The sequence below is a fragment of the Pontibacillus salipaludis genome, from assembly GCF_014642405.1.
GTDB lineage: Bacteria > Bacillota > Bacilli > Bacillales > BH030062 > Pontibacillus > Pontibacillus salipaludis.
This window is the reverse complement of the sequence record NZ_BMIN01000003.1, coordinates 283879-305388: the sequence shown is the minus strand read 5'-3', so window position 1 is coordinate 305388 and position 21510 is coordinate 283879. Positions and strand designations below refer to the sequence as shown.

Below are 21510 nucleotides of genomic sequence, written 5' to 3'. Positions count from 1 at the left end.
CTCCTCTTTTTTAAAGCATAAAAAAAGATCGCTTAGCCCTCATATGTCACGATGAGCTCGCAATCTGAATCCAATACTGCATAATTTGATGTGCTGTCAGAAGCTACATATACACCAACCCCTTTAGCTGTGCCGTTTTCGAAGTGACTGAAAAAGCTAGATGGGAGTGTGACTGTTGCTTCCTGGTTACGCTTTAAATCGACGGTAGTGTATTCAGAAGATAGGTTAAGATCAGAAGGTTGTCCCCCTGGCTTACTTGTGTAGGTATGCCATCTCAGATAAATCGTAACAGGGACAGATGCACCACCATCTTCTGATCGTTTTATAGTAACCTTCATGTCTTTTATATTTTTACCGGCAAGTGTGTTAGAAGGAGCCGATCCGAAGTACCAGTAACCTGTTCTTCGGCCATATCCCCAGTTCCCTTGCTTTACACCGTCGCCACTCCAATAATTACGTGTAGACCAGTTATCAGCTGATAAAGCAGACCACTTCTCTGTTGTCTCAGGTGGGGGAGGTGGTGTGGCATCTCCCGCATCAAACGTAGGATCACCTTCAACGCTCGTACCATCCCAAGATCTCGTATCTAAACTATTTCCTCTCGGGCCTTTCCCTGTGATGGTTGCGCGGCCCCCGTCATAAATTAGAGTGCCGTAACGGCCACCTAACCCCACAACATCACGCGCAAATACATGAGCTAACTTGTGTACACGTATGACTTCCGCGTTTGAGTCATACCCTTCGCAATCTCTTAAATACAACGCACCTCCCTCAATTGCGAAAAAATTAGCGTCGATGTTGCTCCCTTTGGAAACTATGCTTCGTGCATCTACTACTGAATTTGAACAAACAAGAGGAAATTGTCCGTTCGTTATGATAATTGTTTGCGGACTATTTAAGTTAATAAAACCAGGAGTTGTACAGCTATAAAAACCAATTGTCCCGTATAAAGAAGAAGAGTTAAATTCAATGAATATTTTCCCAGAGCCTGAATAGCCTCTAAAGGAAATATCCTCTCGAATTTCTGAACCATCTTCTACATAAATGTAACAATTGTGATCTAAATGCTTTGGCATCCTCCTAATCGCTTCAGCAAACGAACGAATCGGATTATCAAAACCACTCCCTGTATTCCCGTCAGAGGCCTTGCTAGCACTACTTATATAGAAATATAGAGACTTAGTTGATTTAGCAATAACGTTTTCGGCTTCCAAACGACCTACGATTAGATGACCAAAACCGTTTGTTCCGTGTCCCAGATCTCCTACTGCTTCCCCTTTTGCATTCAAGATGAGTAATTTTCCATTTACGTTATTGCTGCCACCAAGAGTTAGCGTTCCACCTTTTAATCGATCGAATAGCATAAACCCAACCTTGATAAGATCTGCGTTTATACCAGCAGCTCCCGTTACAGCAGTATCCCAATTCACACCACCATCTGTAGATATCCGAATACCCTTAGAGTTTATTTGTAGCATGTTATTACCGTCTTCTGGATCAATCGCATTAAGCGTACCATTTGACCAATAAAAATAAGAGCTATCCCCTATTGAGTTAACAGCAGTATCAATGTCCCCAGCTAGCTTGTCGGTATCAAAAGTACCATCTTCGTTTATATAGCCCCCACGATCCCACAATGCTTTATTAATCTGGACCGTATTGTTTGCAGTTTTACCAGCTGCTGCATTATCTCGGACGGTATTGGCATCGGTACCCCCAACTTTATTGGTATCTGCAGCTGTATTTTGACTTGTGACATCTGCACCTCTTACAGATGGCTTTAAATCTTCGAGCGTAACTCCATCAGCATACTTAATCTCGCTGCCATCCGTTGGTGTAACCTTAACCCATTTTGTGTTTTCATCATCCCAACGCTTTAACACATTAGGTACATCTGTAACGTCTAACCAAAGCTTGCTATTGTCTTCAGGAGGTAGTACCGATCGATGTACTTCTGTCTCAGCACCCACTTCCAACGCAGTTGTAGGGGTTGCCTTAATCCATTGAGATGTACTTTCATCCCATGACTTTACGATGTTAGGTGTTGCTGAAGTATCAATCCAAGTCAAGCTATGATCTTCTGGAGAGTTATCGCTTCGCACTATTCTCGACTTACTGTTGATTAACCCCTCTTTACGAAATAGTTCAGACTGCAGGTCTTGAATCATTTTATAAGTAGGCTGTTGTATCTCCCTGTAATCACCTAAAACCGCCTTATCTCTTGTGGGATGTACATAGGACCTAGTAATATCGATGATCCGGACTTCCATTAATATCTGAGGTACAAAGTCAAGGTTTTTAATCCCGTTATAGTCCCCTAGCCTAACCTTCTCATGAGAGTAGCCACATAACCTCTCCAAAAGTAGCACATCGATTTCATAAGTGAGCGATCCGCCTATTTTTCTTCTAAGGGCTTCCCATGTGTGCTGTAACATCGATTCAGGTGTATCAGCTTGTGATTCATGCTTGCCAAATATGTGCTTCCTTGTGCCGTCACTTTGTCGTAAACCCCATTCAAGCAAAGCCTTGGGGTCTCCCACCCAATCTTGACCTAATGGCTTGTCCACGGGATCACCATCTAATGTGGACCACTCAACGTTTTTGAATGTCATGTGTTCTTCGTTTTCATCAGTAGACCCAAGGCCGATAAGAGCTGTCACCATGTCCCTTGTGTCGCTAACCCTTTTAAAGCCCAATATGTCTTTTCCATATTCAAAAGAACGCCCTGTTCTGCTTCCTCTTCTTTCAACCCAATCGACATAGCGAGCAGCCACTTTGGAGCCTCTTTCATTCAGTTCTACTCTGAATCTTACTTCTAAATCGAATTCTTTACGTGTAGTATGGATGGAGTTCAAAACCGTTGGATAATCTTTAATATCCTTTGTCCTATAATTCGTTGATTCAACAATTCCGCTTTGCCAACGTTGGCCAGCTAGCAAAGCATCTAACAGTTGTTTTGCAGTATACTTGTCGTAATGCACAGGTCTAACGTAGTCATTAAGCAGTTCAATGTGTGATCCCTCTGTATAGACCGTTGTTACGTTATCAATCGTTTCTACTTCTTTAATACGAAATTCCATGAAATAACCATCTAAATCTTTAAAAACAACCATGCCTTCTTTTTCAATATAAGCAGCCTTTTCGTTTCTGGAACTAATAGCAAACTTGTAAGTGCTCTGTCCGTTCTCGATCTTCTCATTATGTTCATCTTCCATTAGTTCAGTAATTGCAATCTCCGCTTGAAGTACCTCATCACGTCCGAAAATAAAAAGGCTTTTAGGACCACGATACTCTGACCTGTCTTTAATAGATTGATCTGACCAACCTAAATACATTCCGGCATGTTGCGTTAATGGCATAAACTCATCTCCAATAAAAATAGGAGCCTCCATTGCGGAGAACTCCTATCATATACCTGATTTCTTATTTATTCTTTGTTAAACAAAAGACATCCGTTAGATTAATTAATCCTTTTAGATATTACATTTCGGACAGTACTTCCATCTTCTCTCTCTACTATATTAACATCAATTACTTCATACTCATTGCCATCAATATCAAACCAAGTATCTCCTATGTTCATTCCGAAACCCTCTCTTCTGTCACTATTAATCTTATTTCAAGGAGCCTTGCTTGCTCTACATCTGTGAAATTGTAGTAATTAACATATAGGGGATAGTCTTTGGATATAACTAAATTCTGTATAGCGCTGTGTTGGATAGCTTGGTCGTTAGGCAACGCTGATATATCCGCGGTTTCTGCAACGTTAGTCATAATTCTGCACCCTTTATCTCGTGAGGATTCAGCCCTTAATACCAAATACCTATAATGATTAATCCCGTGCGTTAATTCGATTTTATGAGATCCACTAGTAGCTCCAGAAGGCGGTAAAGAGTAAACCCAAATTAAAGGAGTGCGCCAAATAGTCCCTTCTGGTGGTGCGATTTCGATTGACTTGTTACCTCCCGCAATTACCTGCGCCCCTGAATCAGCGTTAACATCTTTTAATGAAATATTACTCCCCGTTAGTTTCACATTCTGAGAGCCATCTGAGTTAATCCCATCAGCCGGATTTACGATCTCGTTATTCTCATTAATCAATCTTCCACTTCGGAACGGATAATTATTTATATCTGGCATTTCATGACCTCCTTAATAAGTTTCTAAAATTTTGACTTGAGTGCTTTGACTAGCTATTCCATATAGGTCAACAGGGTTGGTTGGATCAAACGTTATAACCTGAGTTTCACCAGGCAATACTGGAAACCCATTTGATATGGATACACTTGCATCACCAATAAAGATTTCCTCTCCTATTGGCGTGATCTTAAGTAACCTCCTCCCTGACACTCCTCCTAATTTAGTTGGGGCACTACCAACAGAAAGAGCAGATGTGTTAACCCCTTCTCTTACTTTTCCAACAGCCTCTACTGTACCTGGTAGATTTGCAGAAAAAAGAGGGTTTCCGTTGGAGTCCACAATTTTGGTGTGGAGTGCTCCATCGGAACCCTCTGTTCGTTCGAATCTATTTGTGCCATGTTTGTTGTGTTGTGGCTCAATGGCAGGCATTTTAATCCCATTAATGGTTCTAGGATTCTGTTCAACTAATAACTGATTATCCTCATCTGATATCCTAGTCACGATCCACCTCCTCTCTATAAATACTTAGGTTGATACACAGCCTCAACCTTTACGGATTCACTTGGTAATATCCCCAGTGAATTCATGCCTGGCGTTAATGGGAAGAAGTCCGTATACATATTTCTTAGACTCATAGCTGAGTCGCCATTGAGTAATTGTTCACGCCCATTAAATAAAAGAAGTTGCTTTTGGCAATCTATCCAAATGACATCGCCAGCTGTTGCAATGTAAGGGGCTTCAAAGGTTTTCTTTTCAGCTAGCTCCTTTACGGTTAAATCAAGAATGGAAGCTTGTTGAGGAGGTTGTCGACTCCCCTTCGCCCCTGCATGTATTTGAACAGCTGCTAACCTTTTATTATAAAGTTGATCATCGTCCACATATTGCTCTGCTACACCATTTAGGTATCTGCCTCCACTTGTTATCTCCCCGAAGTGAACGGATACATTTTCATCCCGCTTGGCCATAACTAGACGTATAACGTTATTGTTATAACTTCCTGGTCTGTATCCAGTGCTGGACGCAATAACTTCCCCTGAATTGTCTCCTATTCGAATTTCAGCTTTTGTATTATTCGCCTTTTCGTAGGTATCTTTAATCGATAGCTTACCGAGAGTAGAGCCGTCATCAGCTATAAGGTACAATTCAATGCGCCCTACATTATCAGCTGAGTCAAACTTCATTTGAAAACTCACATCAACCAGCCACTTATCCAAGGATCGGGTTAGATCTTTTCTTGCTGCAGGTCCATGCCAATTGGAGCCACTCCCGAAAGATGTAACAAAAAAGCGTTGGCCATCTGTATTAAAGTTGCTAGCAACGACACCATTATCTAAGGGTACCAATCCATTTTCGCCCCACTCCGTTAGATCACCCATGTTGTCATCTAAAACAATTGGGTAAGGGTTATAGCTAGTCTCGTCTATGTCGTAAGGAGCTCCTAGCATAAACAAATCATTTGGCGTAGCAATGGATAGGAAAGTACTAGGTTCTAAGAAAGTAACTCTGTACTTTGGTAGTACTGCTTTATCTCCTTTTAAATCAATGACTGAGTTAGCTTCTTCTGGATTTAATGGATCATTTAAAATTTGAGCTTCTTCTGTTCCGTAAGTGTATGGATCAAACATAGAAAGATCAAGACCGAATTCGCCATCTTCAGGAGTAATTTGTTCAATGTCATAATCGCCTTCTTGGTAGATGTAAATGTATTTGTCAGGTGTAATATCTCGAATTATCTTATAGGCTTCTTCAGCGTAAAAAGTCTTGTAAACCTGATGCTTAAGCGCGTCAAAATCTACAAGACTATTCGTTTCTATTTGAAATCCAATGCTAACAGTTCGCTCGCCAATTTTGGTGGACGCTACATAAGCACCATCTTTGCCTGGAGCTTCCACCTTTTCTCTAATAGCGTTTGGAGAATAAATGTGAAAATACTCTACCCATAAACCTAAATCAGCAATATCGAGAGTCGATCCATCCTTGTATTCAATAAGAAAGTTCAATTCACTTTTCTCAATCTGTATCACCCCCCGAATCTTCCGGTTGTTTCTTCTGCTCTCCTGGTTTGCTCTTGTACAGTTTTCCATGTTGCTTTACCAACAGCAACCCCATCCATCAAAATATCAGTAGACTCGATACTTAATCGCAACTGATTATTAATAATTCCCTGTTGCTTCGTGGCCATGTTAGAACTCATTTGAGTTAGCCTTTTAGAGATGTTTATATGATCTCCTGCGCCTCCAGCATATGCCGGCATGCTATTTAAACCACTAAGTATTTTCATAGTTTCGTCATGAGTGAATACATCAGCGCCTCGGGCTAGGTTTGGTACATACCCATATCCATATAGTGACCATTTGTTTCCTTCGCGCGCTAACTCAACACCTTCCTCTCCCACAATCGCCGGACCTCCTGGGTGATAATCAGTTCCGTCAGCATACATCGGCGCGTGGAAATTGGATGTACCAGGCACCATATTTGCTCGGACAGTTTTGTTAACTGTAGCTGAAAGGGATGAATTGATGGAAGCAGCTGAAGGTGTGAGCTTAGCATTAACGTTTTTGTAGACATCTTTACCAAGCTCTTGCGTGTAGTTGTAGGCTTCTCTTCCAAGGTCCTGAATTTTGCCCTTAGCTTCCCTCATTCGCCCAATTTGCCCATCAATTTTATTAATTTGTTCTTGATACTCTTCAGAGTTCCGTTGATTAGGCGGGTATTGTTCATTAAGCTTTCTTCGTTGTTGTTCTAACTTACCTAACTGTTGATCTAATAGACCAATGGTGTTTTCCTCTTGGATTGCTTTTCGAGCAGCCTGATCTTCAATTCCTGCACCAATTAGGTGTTGCAGTTGAAGTTTCTTATAAACTTGATTCATCTTCGATATCTCAACATCGGTATTGTTGATTTTTTTCTCTTGTTCAACAATCTGTTGGTTAACTGTATTAAGCTGTTCAGTAAGCCCCTGTTTCCCATCTTTAATGAGCAAATACAGCTGTCTTCTTTTATGCGCCTGATCAGTCAAGTTAGCTCTCTCTTCACTTCCTAATTCAGCACTGGCAGCCCTGGCTTGTAAAGAGTCTTTCTCTTTTTTGACTTTTTGCGCTAATGATTCGAGCTCTGACTGAGTGTAATTTTGCAGGTAATTATTGATTTCTTGTTCGCGTATTTTAAATCCATTAAGGGCTTGTTGCTGTAATTTTCGATCTTTTAACAACTGATTATAATTTTCAGCAGCTTCATAAAATTCCTCTTTCATCTCAAGCATGGCAGCTTCTCTAGCTTCTTGGTTATACCTTCTTAATTCTGAGGTTGTACCTACAAGTTTCTGCCCTTGGTCTGTAATTTTTTCTGTAGCCCCCGGTATATTCTCGGCTAATTCGGTATTTAACCCCACCATAGTTTTAAGTTCTTTATTACTAAGGTGTGACTTACCCTGTAATTTGGCCATTTCCTTTTTAATTGCTTCAACTTCTCCAGTACTTGAAGCCGTATCCAATTCAGCTTGGAGATCAACGTAGCGTGCAAATTCTTTGTTAGTCAATTTAGATTTCCCACGCAGTTGATCGAATTGAGTAATCATTTTTTCTGTACTTTCATACTCTTTCATCATTGTATTGGCTTTTTCTAAAGAAACATCGTTGAGTTCCTTTTCCTTATCAATGAGCTGACTAACTGCAAATCCTAGCCCGCCAAAAGCTGCAATGCCTAATCCTATAGGTCCTGCTTTACTCACCACTTTCATTAGAGTTCCGCCAAACCCTCTAGCTCCTGCTGCAGCTCCTGCTGATCCGAATCCTGTAGCCAATCCTCCAACCAATCCATTTAACTTACTGAATATTGTTATAGCAGGGCCAGCTGCAGCCGCCATCCCTCCTAGAGTCAAAATAAACTTTTGAGTTTCCTCATCCATATCCGCAAAACGCTCAGCAAGATCTTGAATATGAGGAATAACATCTTCTGCTATTTCAAGTAATTCTTCACCAATCGGGATAATAGCTTCTTGCAATTTCCTAAGAGTGCTCCTTAAATCACGTCCGAATGCTTCTTCCTGTGAATCTACAAAACGATCCATTGACCCTTCTACATCATCCATAGAATTGTTTACGTCTTTAAGAGCGTAAACTGCTTCTGATCCCATATCCTCAAACTTGGAACCGATCAATTCAGCTCCGATTTCATTTGCTTTCGTTTGATTCTCCATGCCTTCCAAGTCTTTTAGCACAGATTTCAATACTTCTTTTGTACTGGAACCGCCTTTTTCGAATTCTTTGAAGAGAGATTGTGATTCATCGCTTAAGTTATCAAAGGCATCAGATACTGAGTCAGATCCTGAGTTCAAGTTATCATCAAAAGTCTTTACCGCATCATTTACATAATCTAAGTTATATGCTCCATTTTTTGCACCTTGCACTAGTAGTTCAAAGTATTCTTCAGCAGAGTATCCCATGGCTTTAAATTTTGGTGCGTATTCGGAAATGTTATCAAACATCTCGTCGGAGAAATTAAGCCCAGCTTCCTGGCCTTTCTTGAAAAGATCCATAGCTTCGCCAGCTGTTTTTCCAAAGTTGTGCATGATTTGATTGACGCCACGAGTAGCCTCACCTAAGTCTGATTCAGTCGCGTTAGCAAGCATTAACATTTTCTTCGTTACATCTTGGAGCTCAGCCCCATCGTTAATGCCACGAATATTTTGCTTAACCATCATAATGGATCTCGCTACATCTTCAGGTCCTTCTCCGAAGCCGTCAGACCATACGGTTCGCATATCCTTTTCTAACTGTTCAGCTTCTTTGCCTGTTGCCCCTAACGAACCAATCATCAATCGTGCAGCGTCTTTTACATTCATTGCGCTGGCTCCAGCTGCAATCCCAGCTCCAGCCATAGGCACAGTTACGCCTGACGTCATCTTTTCTCCAGCGTCTTCCGCATCTTCCGCTAGCTCTCTCATAGCAGAACGCAACCGTTCCGCCCTTCTTCTGGTTCCATCCATTTCCTGAGCTTGCTCAGCTAATTGTCTGTTCGTATCTGATATAGAGTTTCGCATGCGTTGCTCAGAGATACGTAAATCAAGCAACTGATTTGCTAGTTTATTTGCTTCGTTGGAGTTCTCTCCATACATGCGTTTAGCTTTTTCAAGTTGCTCTTCAGTAGCTCTTATTTTACGATTGGCTATCTCTTGTTGCTTCCCTAAGTATCTAACCTTCGCTTCCAGCTTTTCTGTCTCGGAAGCTGTGTCTCTCATCTGTTCAGCTTGGAGCTGGAATTCCTTTTTTAACTGTTTGCTTTCATCGCCCATTTCCCTGAGCGCCTCGTTAAACTCTTTATTAAAAACACTAAACTTTACTTTAGTCTCTGGAGTCCTTGCCATCATCTCACCTACCCTTCTATCGGGTTATTTGCCCAAGCGTCATAAGCCTGCTTTCCTTGGTAAATACGTTCTACGTCAGGGATTGGATGGTACCAAAAGATATCACTGTCAATGCCATACACAAGGCAGTAAAGTACATATCTATCTTGCACGTTCTCTACGTTAAGTTTAGGAGGCTTGACTTTCTTATCTCCGTCACCTACTTTTTTTTAGTGCTATCCTCTAACCCTTTAGCAAAGTTATTAAAACTGTTACTTGTACTCGCCATTACCAAACTTGCGTATGTTTTCATAATTTGAAAGGTGTTTTCATGATATTTCTCAGTGAACTCGTCAAACGAAAGATCTAGTTCTTTGTTTACTCCAACCAAAGAAATGTATATCACCTTTAGATACTTGAGTGTATCGATTTCTCCGGTGGCATCTATGTTTTCTTCAGATATCTTACCTCTTTTCAAATCGTTAATGAGTGTTTCAAAGTTACACATTTTTAAGACATCACTAAGGTTAGTTCCTTCCAACATGCCCATCTTTTCACCAATGTTCAAAGCATGATTCGTTAAAGCTGCGGGATAAGTTTTCTTGTTAACAAATCGTTCTTCATATTCACCATCTACTTCTCTTATTTCGCTATCTTTCAACGTGATCTTCTCAAATTTAGTCATGTTATACCTCCTCATAAAAAAAAGAACAGGGATGTTACCCCTGCTCTAAACTACTGTTGTTTCAACCAATGTTGTATCAAAATTCGTATGCCATGTGTCAGCCATGCTTGGATCATCAAGTTCTGACACCAATGCTTCGTAGTAGAGCTTTCCTTTAGAGTCAGGATAAGCTGTGAATTCTAGTTCCGTTAGAGCAACTTCATCAGCTCCATTTTCCACATTGAACTTCATCCCAGTTGCACTCACGCAATTTGGGAAAGCAATTAGTTTTGTTCTCTCCTCAAAGTCATCGACCACATCTGCAGTAAGTACGAACTTTTCAGCTTTTGCATTGGCATTGTAACTATAAACTCCTGGCTTCAACCCTTCGTTTGTTAAGCCAAACAATTTACGTAGCACTTCCACTTTCACGTGAGCCGATAAAGTCAAATTCATTTTAATTGGTTTTGTCTTTTTCTTCGTTTCTACACCTTCACAACGTTTAACAATTTCTTTTATTTCCGTTTCTCCACCTACAGTACCGACACAGCCAATAGGCGTACCATCTTCTTGTGTACCATCAGTAGCAAAGAACTGCTGACTTGTATTTTTAACCGAGACTGCATCAAACGTTTCTACTGTCGTTGGCATTAAAATTCCTCCCTTAATAAGCGTTCAACTTCCTCGTTGATCTGCTCAAAAATATGTTCAATACTTGCATCTAATCCAGTTTGCATAAACTCATCTGGATCCTTATCTACCGATGTTCCTAGAGCCTTATCCGGAAAGACGAGATAGTTATATTTAGGCTTTGGGTGAATGATAAAACCCAAGTTAAATTCTTCGTGACGTAAGGACTTATAGTTTTTTGCGTGTTTCTTCTCTTTTTTCGATACAGGCATAATGATCTTAATGTTATCTTTTACGTTTTCCACGCCATAAGAATGGAGCACGTCATTCAAAACGCGTTCCACATCACCAGGTAGCTGTGAAAATTTACGTTGCAGTCGTTCGACTTCCGAATAATCAACTTCAAACCGGGCACTCATACTTTATGCTCCTTTTGAATATGAAGTTGATTTGGTCTACAAATTCTTCTGTATCTCTCTTCTGTCCTCGATCACGTTGCGAATCCACGAACTGTATAAGCGTGATACTGGATACAGCGTATATAATGTCTAAAACATCAGTCTCAATTGTGTTGCTAGCTTCAACTAAATACGTTACAAAAACATCTTGCTCAAGATGACGTTTATCTTCACCGAGCGCCCACTTTCCATATTTAATTAAAAATAAGTTCAAGCGTTCAGGACGCTCGTCTTCTGCGACTTCATCTTGGAACACAGGGAGGTTAAACGTATCTTTTAGTTTGGTGTAGATGGCAGCGTTTTGTTTGTTAATCATGTCTTTAGATCTCTGGTTCATTTACCGCACCCACTTCTTGCAAATAGAAATACAAAAGACGCCGACTATGATCAAAATCGACGTAAATAACACTGTATTCAATTTGATTAATTCGAACTTTCAAGTTGCTTTTACGAACATTTATAAAAGAGGGAGGATAGGGGGTTTTCACCTTTAAGTCCAGGCTACTTCCCATAGTATTTGCCATTTCATAGTCTTGCTCACGACCATCCATAAGCTGATAGGCTAATTTCCCTTCTTGAACAAACTCTTCGCCAATTCGTTTACCAACACCTGAACGTTGAGTAACATCTCGTCCGTAATAAAGATATCCATCGTTAAATACTTGATGTATCGGTTTCTGCACTTTCCGCAACATGCTGTTTAACCCCCTCTTCTATAGCAAGGGTTGTAAGCTCATGCCCAAAGTTTATTTCGAACAATTCGAAAGTGTGATTATAAACATAGCGACAATAATCTTTTAGCAGCTGCTTTGCTTTGAAATTTGTCGAGAAGTCTAACTGCACTCCTGTTTTCCCTTCTAGATAGTACTTGCCACCTTGCAGAAGATCCTTTAGTTCTTCATCTTCCTCATTCCAGGTTATCTTCAGGTACCTCTTCACTTCTGGGAGTAAGGTTGTGATGTCCATCTACTTGTCCTCTTGCTGCTTGGGCTTCTTTTTGCTTTCATCTCGTTCAACTTCTTTAATAAAAGTTTTTTTGTGCTCTTTATTATCAAGCAACTCATTTACTCGTTCTTGAGTTGGCTCCCAGTTCCCATAAGGGTACTTGTCGCCAACGCGATAATTGTGATGCTTTTGTTCTTTATCTTGAAAAGGTTCTACTACAACGTACTCTTTCAATTACAACGCCCCCTTACGCACTAGCTAATGTGGTAACTTCTAACGGTTCACTCATTGCCGATTTAACCCCATTTTCACCTACCGCTACAACCTGATAACTATACGGAGTTTCAGGTGTTAAACCGCTATCTGCGAAGCTGGTTCCAACTCGGATATCCATGAATGTTCCGTCTCTGTATACTTCGTAATGTTGGATGCCCTCATCATAACTAACTTCTGACCATGTTAATGAAAGACTGGTATCCGTTAAATTGGATTCAGTTAGACCTGAGGGGGCATTAGGGAGTTGCCGCCCCAATGCCTGAGATATCAAATAGCAAGAAGGAATCATTGTCTTTTGGACGTCCATTGGCATACATCTTCGTCATGTACACTTTTTCGTCTTCAAGGAAACGATATTCACTTGATGTTTCAACTTGACGACTGGAACCAGCACCCATGAAATAATCTTTTGCCAAACCTACAGACATTTTCCCCTGAGGCATTGCAACAGATTGAATAATAGTACCCGGGATCGGTAAGCCTGTATTCACATATGTTCCGTTTTGATTCAGGATGACTTGCTCACCAAAGATTTTGTTCCAATAATCGAGAGGGTTAACGACCATAATTACGTTACCAACCGCTCGCTTGCCATTTTTAGTTAAAGGAGCCATTACTTTTTGGCCAAGCGCCTTTGCTGTGAGATCGGATAAAGTTGTTGCTGTCTTATTAGGGTAAACACCATCTGTAACAGCGCCATTCAGATCTTTGATCATACCGATTGGTTGTTCTTTTCCTGTACCTTTAACAATTGCTTCTTCAAGTGCAATAGACATAGCTTCGGCTAAAACAGTACGCACATAACGATCTAGCCATTGCGGACCTAAATCTAGCATCGCTTTCGCAACTGGAATAAAAGCAGATAGCTTGTAGAGATCCATCTTGGTCTTCTCGAAACCTTCATCCAAGAGTTCACGAATTGCGCTAGTGAGCTTACCCCAGAATGCAGGGTTAACGTCACCTTTACGCATTACCCACTCCGTAATACCTGTTGTATTAACAAAGTCAATGGAATTAAGTAATGGATGGTTCTGCTTCAAATCTTCAAACACCCGATCAATAACAGTTGCAGGAACAAGTGTCTCTACACCAGAAAAACCTTGACCATCAATGACCTCGTTATAGTATTTCTTTTCTTCGTTTGTTAAAGCATGTACACCACGTTGCTCCATGATCTTCGCGTCAGTCATGTCTTGATTGATATAGCTTTGAGCTTCTTGGAGCACGTTCTGCTGAACATTTTCAGCCATAGCTAAAAGAGCTGCATTAACCGCGTCTTGATCACCACTATTTACAGCGTCAGAAATCTTCTGTTTCAGTTCGTTTTGCTTCTCCTGCTCTTTATCTAGATTTTGCATCTTTGGTGCGAAGTGTTGAATGTTGAGCTTTAATGGCTTTAATTTTTTATAGGTCATTACGTTGTTCCTCCTTGTTATTAAAAGAATTCATAAACATAGTGAACATATCCACTGCGTTCACTTTATTTTCAGTTGGTGGTTCTTGTTGATTACCTTCTGGCTTCGGAGGTGTTTGAGAAGAAGCAGCATACTTAGTCAGAAGTTGTGTTTTATAATCTTTAGAACCCTGACCATTGTTCTGTGCTCCTTCTTCCTCACTATCGATGGTTTCTTCAATGTCAATTTCATCAGTAATATTATCTATAAAACCAAAAGATTTTGCTTCGTCTGCATTTAGCCAGGTTTCATCATCAATAAGTTCCTTCAATTCTCCTTCAGAGCCTACAAATCGTTTAGTGTAGGAGTTAGTAACTGCCTTATTAATTTTATCTAGTGCCCCCGCTGTTTTACGAAAGGCATCTGCAGTCCCCATCTCTATAGTTGTAGCTTGATGAACCATCATCATAGTATTGCTCGGCATATTAAGCTCGTCGCATCCCATTGCTACAATTGACGCAGCACTTCCTGCCAAACCATCAATGTAACCGATGATTTTAGCTTGATGGCTCCTAAGTAAATTACAGATTGCAACTCCTTCAAAAACAGAACCACCACCCGAGTTAATACGAACATGGATGGTTTCAGCATTAGTTTGATTTAACTGCCTACGAACCGATTCAGAACTATTATTGCTGAACATCCCACCAATAGCCCCATAAATATAAATCGTTTTACTGTTTTCATCCTCGTTTGACACGTTTTGAATCTTGCTAGATGGACGGATGTTCCAAAAATTCCTGATATCCGTTAGATCCATTCCTTCACCCCTTTTCGCATAAAAAATAAACCTTTTCTACTCATGTTCAGGAGCCATTACTTATTTAGTGTCGCTAACGGAACGACCCTTTTTCTGTTTGGTTTTATTCTCTTCCATGTATTCCTGTACTTCTTGATAGTTCTTCGTTACGAAATGTTCGTCTGCCCATTCTTCTTCTATTGGCTCTTCGTTGATCATACGTTTATTGTCATTTACAGAATGAGTACCAGAAGATAAGAATTTGTCTAAAGCATCCGCAATCTTTACTGGATCTGTATACTTAATGAGCGTGGTGTCTACTTTCAAATATGTTCGGTTGAGATAATCTTCTTCTCCATAATATTTACGATTAACTTCATCTTGGATAAGTTCTGCTATAGGTGCTACGCAGAACATAATTAAGTTATCTGTTTGTCCTTCGACATCAGCCAGGTCACCTTTAAGTAACCCTTTGGGGATATGAAAGCCCATGCTAACAAAATCAAACACATCATCAATAATGGCTCGAATATCCCTGCTGGTCCTCCCAGAGTTAGATAGATTATTAAACTCCTCTAACTCCTGTCCCTCTTGATAAGGGTAAACGGCTGCACCCTCAGCTGTCATGAAATCTTTCAATTGTTTATTGAACATCTCTTCACGATTTTTCTGGTCTTTGTTCGTTTGAGAAGATCTACCTTTTAGTTTAACTTTCGCTCTCATAGCATTGGAGCGTTTGTAATGGTTAATTGAAGAGGAGATTAACTTTCCGTAATCGGCATATAAACTATTAATTACACTTTCAATACTTTCGTTGTTTAGCCTAAAATAAAAAACTTCCGATTCCTTAAAAGTTTTCCACATTGGAAATTCATTAATTGTGATATCCGTGTATATGTTTTCCTTAAACGCAAATGGATTTACATTAAACGTATCCGCTATATATAGGTAGCCATCTTGCTGTACAACTAGGCACTCATTTTCGTATACCAATTTAGATACTAATTCATGAAAAAAAGCGCTGCTGTTTTGGTTTTGATTTGGCTGGACGTTAAATAAATAGTGGTTTTGTTTCTTCACTTCCTTACCCTTTTCGAAAGTACGGAAATGAGCTCTGACCAATGTACTCGCAATCAGATTAATACAAGTATTAATAGCCAATCGTTTGTAATGGACTTCTGTACCTAAATCAATGTTTACAGCGCGCAGATCGAATTCGTTATAACCCGGAAGTAAACTGCTTAGTATATCGCGTAATCCCACTCATTCACCCCCTCATTAGAAAATAAACGGAGCCATAGGCTCTAGTTCTTGATATTCTACCAGCTCCTCATCCAAGGTGAGGGCATGCGTAAATCCGAAAAACCCATCCGTTTTCCGCTTCTCCTTATCAATCTTGCAATATTCTTTGTTGCCATTCCCCTTCTCATCAATGAAAACATTACCTACATACCAACGCATCATGGGATCATCCGAGAATACGACTGTATGATTAATAAACATGTCATCTATTAGGGGGGCTAATTTAGCATGGGTAACAGGACCCCTTCGGCAAACATGGACTTCAAAGCCAGCCGCTTCAAGCTTTGGTTTCAAAATAGCAGCTCTAAAGCCATCCATTGATATTTTTAATATGTTATATTTTTGGGCTTGTTCCAGGTACCAGTTCACTACTCGATCCGGATCAATTGACTTACCATAATCGATAGTACAAAGCCCTTTTTCTAAAGCTAGATTGATAATATCCATGTTAATGTCCTGCAGCTTAAGTGCTTGGTGATGAATAAACGTATGCTGAACCCAGTAACGCTTGCCTTCATGTTTAAATAAGAGGCCCACCGAACAGAAGTCTCGAACATCGGCAAAGTCAACACCACCAACAGCATCAACACCTTCATACTCTTCTGGCATAGGCTGATCGGTTGCCAGACGATCTTCATAGGTAGCCACTTCTTTCCGTATGTCTTCTTGAGGTCTGTTCATACGCTTTGTCATAAGTTCCAGCCAAAGAGAAGAGTTCAGCTTTGCATTATTGTATTCTTTCCTCATTTGGATCTGGATATCTTTTGATTGACGATAGGAAGGATTAGCCTTTTCCCATTTGCTCTCATCGTCTACCTCTGCATCAGAATCTAAACGACATATGAAAGGCAAAAAACCTAAGTCTTTCATTTCAAAGTTAAGTACCATTCTTGCCTTTTCTTTAAGGTCATCAAGGGGGCCGCCCCTAACATAACCATCTGTTGTAGTGTAAATAAGACGTGAATCTTTTACTTTACCCTGAGAAGAGGTGTAAATATTGATGTTTTTATAATCCTCATACTCATGCACTTCATCGAATATGGCACAACCAGCACGTTTACCATCTTTTGTTCTAGCATTTGATGTATTGTACTTAATTATCGATCGTGTTTTCTTATGCTGAATTTTCGTCTTTGTCCACTTAAAAGCTTTCTTCAACTTGTTTGTATAACGGATATCTTCTAATACTTCGTGTACATCCGTGAAAGTTCGCTCAGCTTGTTCTTCTGATGTTGCGACGATTTCAATATCATAGTTCTTAACTCCATGATGGCCAGATGACATATAGAAAGAATCATAGGCCATGTAACCTGTTTTACCACCACCACGCCCCATTAAGATCAGAATCTCGTCCCATACTAAACGACCATCATCATATCGGACACCATACATCAAGGCGTTTAAGAACTTCTGCCAATCAAATAATGTTATGTCAAAATACTTGCCAGGGACATTTACAGACTTTTCGATGTCCTCGTCATTAATCACTACATCATCTCGATCAAGGACAGATCGCACATACTTCATCAGCTGCTTTTGCTCTTTACATGATTCTATTTCTCCTTGCTCCACCATCCGCATGTACTCATTGATATAGGGATGATAATTATACGTCTTCGTATTCTTCATCTTCATCATCTTCTTTTAAAAAGCTGAGCAATGTGAATAGCTTATCGTAAGCAGCTGTATAGCGTTGCATGGTGGTGTTATATGACTTCTGGGCCGGGTTTTCTATAAGCATTTTTTGCGAACCATTTTGGTAAAGATAAGTGGGCCCTTTCCGCTTAATCGTATCTTCGAGCACCTCTAACTGGATGGTCATAAAAGCAATTCGCTCAATTAATTCGCTTGCAAGCTCACGCTTTGAGTCAGGCAAATCCAAAAAGACATTGTTAATACGGGTAATTTCCTTTTCGATTCTTTCATCTTGTTCTTTTCTGCTAGGCTTAGCCACTACCCCCTCCCCCCCTTCACGCGCGTAAACGCAAAAATGTTTTTTCCGCTTTCCCCTCCCTCGTTTCGTGGGTTCCCAGAAAAGGGGCAAAAGTTTTTACCGGGGGGGATTATTTGCTTAAGAAATCTTGCATTTCTTTCATTTCTTTATCTATATCTAATAACTCTCGCCTCTTTTCTCTTAACTCCTGTTCTTCATTTTCGATAACAACTCGCACATCCATCTTGGCTTTTTCTAATTTCCTTAATCGTTTCATAACAAGACGGTCTAAGTATCCTGGTTCTTCGTTTCTTTCTGATCTGTCTATATTAATTTTGGTTGTTTTGACATTCATCTTTACCATCTCTCCTCGTTTACGAATTTAGGTTGAGGCTTCTTAAACTTTTTGAGCCGATCATGTTCTTCATTGTGACAAGGGATGCATATGGCTTCGCAGTTACTCTTCACCAAAGCTAGAGAAGGAAACTGTTTTACTTCTTTCAAGTGGTGAACGTTCTGCCCTGGTCCAACCTTACCTTTCCTTTTACATGCTTGGCATTCATAGTTGTCACGCTCTAATACTTTCAATCGTAATGCTCTCCACACTTTAGATTGATAGAACTTAACCAACTTATTTCGGGCTATTAATTCTTTAATACGTTGCAAATCCATTGCTACAACACTCCCATTTACTTCTAAGATAACTTTGTAGACATAAAAAAAAGGCGATGCGATTTATATCATCACAAAGCCTTTTGTATATTTTTTACACAAATTGAAGGTATTTGTTAATTTGTGTTGAAAAATGTAAAACAAGGGCGTAAAGGTTTTAGACTAAATAGGAGGAAACTATGTACAAAGTATTAAAGCAAGAAACAGTCGTGTACGTTATTCCATCTACAAAATACGGTTTAGATCATGACCGCGTTAAGATCCAAAGCACCATGCAATTGGATGAGCCTCTCCCAAAAGAAGAAGTTCTATTCGTGCCAAGTAAGACCGAAAAAGTAGATAGAAGTGTAAGAAATTTCTTGAATGAAAAAGGATTTGACTTCGGGCCACGTTTAGCTAAAGATATTAATGCTAAATTAAAAGATTACCCAGAGCAAGTTCTCGATCCAGAAAGAAGAGAGGAAAGTCGACAAGATTCTTTACTGGGATACCTTCTAACTTTCCTTGATCAAATTAATCCCGAACCAATTGAAGGTACTAGCTCGCACTATCACTTTGAATATGAATTTCCTTTGTACCCAAACGAAGCAAAGGAATTTGAATTTATGACATCTTTACCATTCAGTGGTTTTGAAGAGTCTGGTCGAATGGAGCTGGAGTTAATAATTATTCTCCCAGAGGATGTTACGTTTGACCCTAAAGAAACAAAGGGTATTACCGCAGATGGCCAAGAGATCACAGAAAAAGCATTTAAAACACAAAATAACCGCAGTTTGGTAACGTTCTACAGACAAGTAGACCCTGACTTTTTCGTAACTTATAAATACTAATTAGCTAAGCCTTTACGCCCCCCTATTTATTGCGTTAACTAGATAAGTTGTATTTTTAATAAGAACCGTGTGCCAGCCATGTGATTGGCACCGTGTAAGTTTATATTCTGCAACCTGTTCATTCTCCACAAATTCATGACTTACTACCTCATGTTCTTCGTTTAAAACAATTATTAAATTAATATTTCTCCCCCCTATTTATATGAAGTCTTTTAATTTAATAGGCTATATTACTAATATACAAGCTATCATCCTTAATGCTCACCCAACATTCTTTCATTATTCTTTCACAAAACTCCCAATTAGGCTTTATGAATCAATTATTCATTATGTACATACTAATGACTCATCCCTGTAACCACGAGCACTTCATTTATTAATGGCTAGGAACAGTTGAAACAATAGCTAATTGTAGTTATGTAACAAATTGGTCTATTGATCAGCCGCTTCTTAATTAATTCTTTCTATTAAGTAACGCTATATAAATAATTGTCAGTCCCATTGAGAATAAAGTCGTAAGATCAGTTACCTTGCCAACTAAAGTTTTGGAAAAGTTATTAGCAAGATAAATAGGAATTGTTATAGCTATAGGAATTGAAAACTGGCTAGTTTGAGTCACAAACTTGTTCAGCCTGTAAACTATTTTGATTCCAATATTATCAATTAAATTAAACTTACCGATTTTTATTATTGCATCATAAAAATTAGTTATATGAGCTGCAATTTCTATCATTACTAAATGGGTTGCGAGTATACCAACCCCCAAATATGCTGGACTTTGAATTTCAAATTTCATCCCCAATATTGCAAGAGCTATAAAACCTAGCCCTAATGAAGCAGTCATGTCCCTTGTAGACATCTAATATCACCATCCTGTTCCTACTATTATAGTTTGGTATAACCTTTTTCATTTTGTCATTTATGCATCGTGAATTACCCATATCTTATAGTTTGATTCATTCATGTGAAGGCTGAAAGCCTTGCTATCACTGTTTTCAATCCACCTCCGTAAATGAATTACACATCTCGAATTTTATGGGTAATACATATGTGTTCTTTCCACATTTCGACAACCTTTTAACATCTCCTTCCAAAAGACAAAATAAAAAAGCACCGATTAGGTGCTTAGATTTTAAAGTCGCTCATGGCTTTATCTAATGTGTCCTGGTTAATACCAATGTAGATCAATGTGATCTTCTCACTGGAATGATTGAAGAGCTCCTGAAGCATAGCTGTGTTCTTGGTCTGTAGATAGAAGTGATAACCAAATGTCTTTCTCAGCGTATGTGTACCGATCTCTTGTAGCTTGAACTTATCTGCAGCCTTCCTCAGTATCTTATAAGCCATGCTACGGCCAATAGGCTGGTTGTCACCTTTCCTGCTCTTAAAAAGATAATCATCTGATTGCTTATCCTCTACATACCATTTGATTTCTCTACGAAGCTGAGGAGTAATCCTGATCTTCTTTCTCTTTCGTGTCTTCTGCTCTCTAAGATTAATGTGCATGCCTGTGACGTCTTTTACCTGCAGCTGTAGAATATCCGAAATACGAAGCCCTGTATTGATTCCCATCACAAACAACATGTAGTTCCTTTCGTTGTCAGCAAGGAAGTAATCTTTAATCTTCTTTATCATCAAAGGGTCCCGGATCGGTTGCACTAAATTCATGATTCACTCTCCTCCTTATATACAGCAATTTTGAGGATGAATGCCAACTTATAGAAAGCATCTGCTTTGATTCGGTAATACGTAGTTTCACTAAATCCAAGTTCATTATAGACAAGGTAATCCGTGTTATCGTCATCTTCTATATATCGCTTCTTGATAATGGCACTCTCTTTTCGGTTCAAACGCTTGAGAGCTGTGTCAATCTTTCGGATGTATGACTTCCTTTCTTCTTCCTGGCTAATCTTATTAAGAGCAGCTGACTCCGTTTTTGAATGTGTAGCACCTGTACCAGATGTAGGAGTATCACTATAAGAAGCTGTAATGTTAATCGGAGCTTCAATCGGTTCCATGAGTTTAAACATCTGGTACTTCTCTAGTGCTGCTTCCACCTTATTTCTTGTTTCTTTCCGATTGATTTCTGGCAACTCAAAACTCATCTGACTGATACCCATTTG

The 21510-nt window shown here is 39.6% G+C and carries 25 protein-coding genes; 1 reads left to right on the top strand and 24 read right to left on the bottom strand.

Annotation, left to right across the window (positions count from 1 at the left end):
- Positions 1-32 precede the first annotated feature (32 nt).
- From IEW76_RS05575 to IEW76_RS05480, 21 genes are all read right to left on the bottom strand, one after another.
- The gene (locus IEW76_RS05575) at positions 33-3392 is read right to left on the bottom strand and encodes a phage tail spike protein (protein WP_188651652.1); all 3360 of its coding nucleotides are present in this window, start codon (positions 3390-3392) and stop codon (positions 33-35) included.
- Between the two features lie 68 nt (positions 3393-3460).
- A complete protein-coding gene (locus IEW76_RS20940) occupies positions 3461-3583 on the bottom strand; it encodes a hypothetical protein (protein WP_268235044.1) in 123 nt (40 codons plus the stop codon).
- Positions 3580-4140 carry a hypothetical protein gene (locus tag IEW76_RS05570; RefSeq protein WP_188651650.1) on the bottom strand — a complete coding sequence of 187 codons (561 nt, stop codon included), beginning with the start codon at positions 4138-4140 and terminating at the stop codon, positions 3580-3582. The genes IEW76_RS20940 and IEW76_RS05570 overlap by 4 nt, the downstream gene beginning before the upstream one ends.
- Before the next feature lie 12 nt (positions 4141-4152).
- A complete protein-coding gene (locus IEW76_RS05565; protein ID WP_188651648.1) occupies positions 4153-4641 on the bottom strand; it encodes a hypothetical protein in 489 nt (162 codons plus the stop codon).
- Positions 4642-4655: 14 nt separating this feature from the next.
- Positions 4656-6164, bottom strand: a complete 1509-nt coding sequence (locus tag IEW76_RS05560) for a phage tail domain-containing protein (RefSeq protein ID WP_188651646.1) — start codon at positions 6162-6164, stop codon at positions 4656-4658.
- Positions 6161-9508: a phage tail tape measure protein gene (locus IEW76_RS05555; protein WP_188651644.1), complete on the bottom strand. Its 3348-nt coding sequence runs from the start codon at positions 9506-9508 to the stop codon at positions 6161-6163. Before IEW76_RS05555 ends, IEW76_RS05560 begins: the two co-directional genes overlap by 4 nt.
- Before the next feature lie 196 nt (positions 9509-9704).
- Positions 9705-10169, bottom strand: a complete 465-nt coding sequence (locus IEW76_RS05550; RefSeq protein WP_188651642.1) for a hypothetical protein — start codon at positions 10167-10169, stop codon at positions 9705-9707.
- A gap of 45 nt (positions 10170-10214) precedes the next feature.
- Positions 10215-10799, bottom strand: coding sequence for a phage tail protein (locus IEW76_RS05545; protein WP_188651640.1), 585 nt, complete (start codon positions 10797-10799; stop codon positions 10215-10217).
- Positions 10799-11197 carry a hypothetical protein gene (locus IEW76_RS05540; protein ID WP_188651638.1) on the bottom strand — a complete coding sequence of 133 codons (399 nt, stop codon included), beginning with the start codon at positions 11195-11197 and terminating at the stop codon, positions 10799-10801. The genes IEW76_RS05545 and IEW76_RS05540 overlap by 1 nt, the downstream gene beginning before the upstream one ends.
- On the bottom strand, positions 11181-11573 hold the full coding sequence (locus IEW76_RS05535) for a hypothetical protein (RefSeq protein ID WP_188651636.1): 393 nt from the start codon (positions 11571-11573) through the stop codon (positions 11181-11183). The genes IEW76_RS05540 and IEW76_RS05535 overlap by 17 nt, the downstream gene beginning before the upstream one ends.
- Positions 11557-11931 (bottom strand): phage head closure protein, encoded by a 375-nt coding sequence (locus tag IEW76_RS05530; protein ID WP_188651634.1) that lies wholly within the window; start codon positions 11929-11931, stop codon positions 11557-11559. Before IEW76_RS05530 ends, IEW76_RS05535 begins: the two co-directional genes overlap by 17 nt.
- Positions 11891-12202 carry a head-tail connector protein gene (locus IEW76_RS05525; protein WP_188651632.1) on the bottom strand — a complete coding sequence of 104 codons (312 nt, stop codon included), beginning with the start codon at positions 12200-12202 and terminating at the stop codon, positions 11891-11893. The genes IEW76_RS05530 and IEW76_RS05525 overlap by 41 nt, the downstream gene beginning before the upstream one ends.
- Positions 12203-12415, bottom strand: a complete 213-nt coding sequence (locus IEW76_RS05520) for a hypothetical protein (RefSeq protein WP_188651629.1) — start codon at positions 12413-12415, stop codon at positions 12203-12205.
- Positions 12416-12428: 13 nt separating this feature from the next.
- Entirely contained in the window at positions 12429-12713 is a 285-nt protein-coding gene (locus tag IEW76_RS05515; protein WP_188651627.1) for a fibronectin type III domain-containing protein, read from the bottom strand.
- Positions 12694-13872, bottom strand: a complete 1179-nt coding sequence (locus IEW76_RS05510; protein ID WP_229721132.1) for a phage major capsid protein — start codon at positions 13870-13872, stop codon at positions 12694-12696. The genes IEW76_RS05515 and IEW76_RS05510 overlap by 20 nt, the downstream gene beginning before the upstream one ends.
- A complete protein-coding gene (locus tag IEW76_RS05505) occupies positions 13862-14671 on the bottom strand; it encodes a head maturation protease, ClpP-related (RefSeq protein ID WP_188651625.1) in 810 nt (269 codons plus the stop codon). The genes IEW76_RS05510 and IEW76_RS05505 overlap by 11 nt, the downstream gene beginning before the upstream one ends.
- Positions 14672-14731: 60 nt before the next feature.
- Complete coding sequence (locus tag IEW76_RS05500; RefSeq protein WP_188651624.1) at positions 14732-15913, bottom strand: phage portal protein; 1182 nt, start codon at positions 15911-15913, stop codon at positions 14732-14734.
- Positions 15914-15928: 15 nt separating this feature from the next.
- Entirely contained in the window at positions 15929-17587 is a 1659-nt protein-coding gene (locus IEW76_RS05495) for a terminase TerL endonuclease subunit (RefSeq protein WP_373285950.1), read from the bottom strand.
- A complete protein-coding gene (locus IEW76_RS05490; protein ID WP_188651620.1) occupies positions 17559-17906 on the bottom strand; it encodes a hypothetical protein in 348 nt (115 codons plus the stop codon). Before IEW76_RS05490 ends, IEW76_RS05495 begins: the two co-directional genes overlap by 29 nt.
- A 109-nt stretch (positions 17907-18015) precedes the next feature.
- Positions 18016-18240 (bottom strand): hypothetical protein, encoded by a 225-nt coding sequence (locus IEW76_RS05485; protein ID WP_188651618.1) that lies wholly within the window; start codon positions 18238-18240, stop codon positions 18016-18018.
- A 2-nt stretch (positions 18241-18242) separates the two neighbouring features.
- Positions 18243-18557 (bottom strand): HNH endonuclease signature motif containing protein, encoded by a 315-nt coding sequence (locus tag IEW76_RS05480; protein ID WP_188651616.1) that lies wholly within the window; start codon positions 18555-18557, stop codon positions 18243-18245.
- Between the two features lie 179 nt (positions 18558-18736).
- Between IEW76_RS05480 and IEW76_RS05475 the strand changes: the two genes are divergently transcribed.
- A complete protein-coding gene (locus tag IEW76_RS05475) occupies positions 18737-19387 on the top strand; it encodes a hypothetical protein (RefSeq protein WP_188651614.1) in 651 nt (216 codons plus the stop codon).
- Positions 19388-19841: 454 nt separating this feature from the next.
- Here the strand turns inward: IEW76_RS05475 and IEW76_RS05470 are convergent, their stop codons facing one another.
- From IEW76_RS05470 to IEW76_RS05460, 3 genes are all read right to left on the bottom strand, one after another.
- A complete protein-coding gene (locus IEW76_RS05470; protein ID WP_188651612.1) occupies positions 19842-20246 on the bottom strand; it encodes a hypothetical protein in 405 nt (134 codons plus the stop codon).
- Between the two features lie 266 nt (positions 20247-20512).
- The gene (locus IEW76_RS05465; protein WP_188651611.1) at positions 20513-21055 is read right to left on the bottom strand and encodes a site-specific integrase; all 543 of its coding nucleotides are present in this window, start codon (positions 21053-21055) and stop codon (positions 20513-20515) included.
- A complete protein-coding gene (locus IEW76_RS05460; protein ID WP_188651610.1) occupies positions 21052-21507 on the bottom strand; it encodes an ArpU family phage packaging/lysis transcriptional regulator in 456 nt (151 codons plus the stop codon). The genes IEW76_RS05465 and IEW76_RS05460 overlap by 4 nt, the downstream gene beginning before the upstream one ends.
- Positions 21508-21510: the final 3 nt, after the last annotated feature.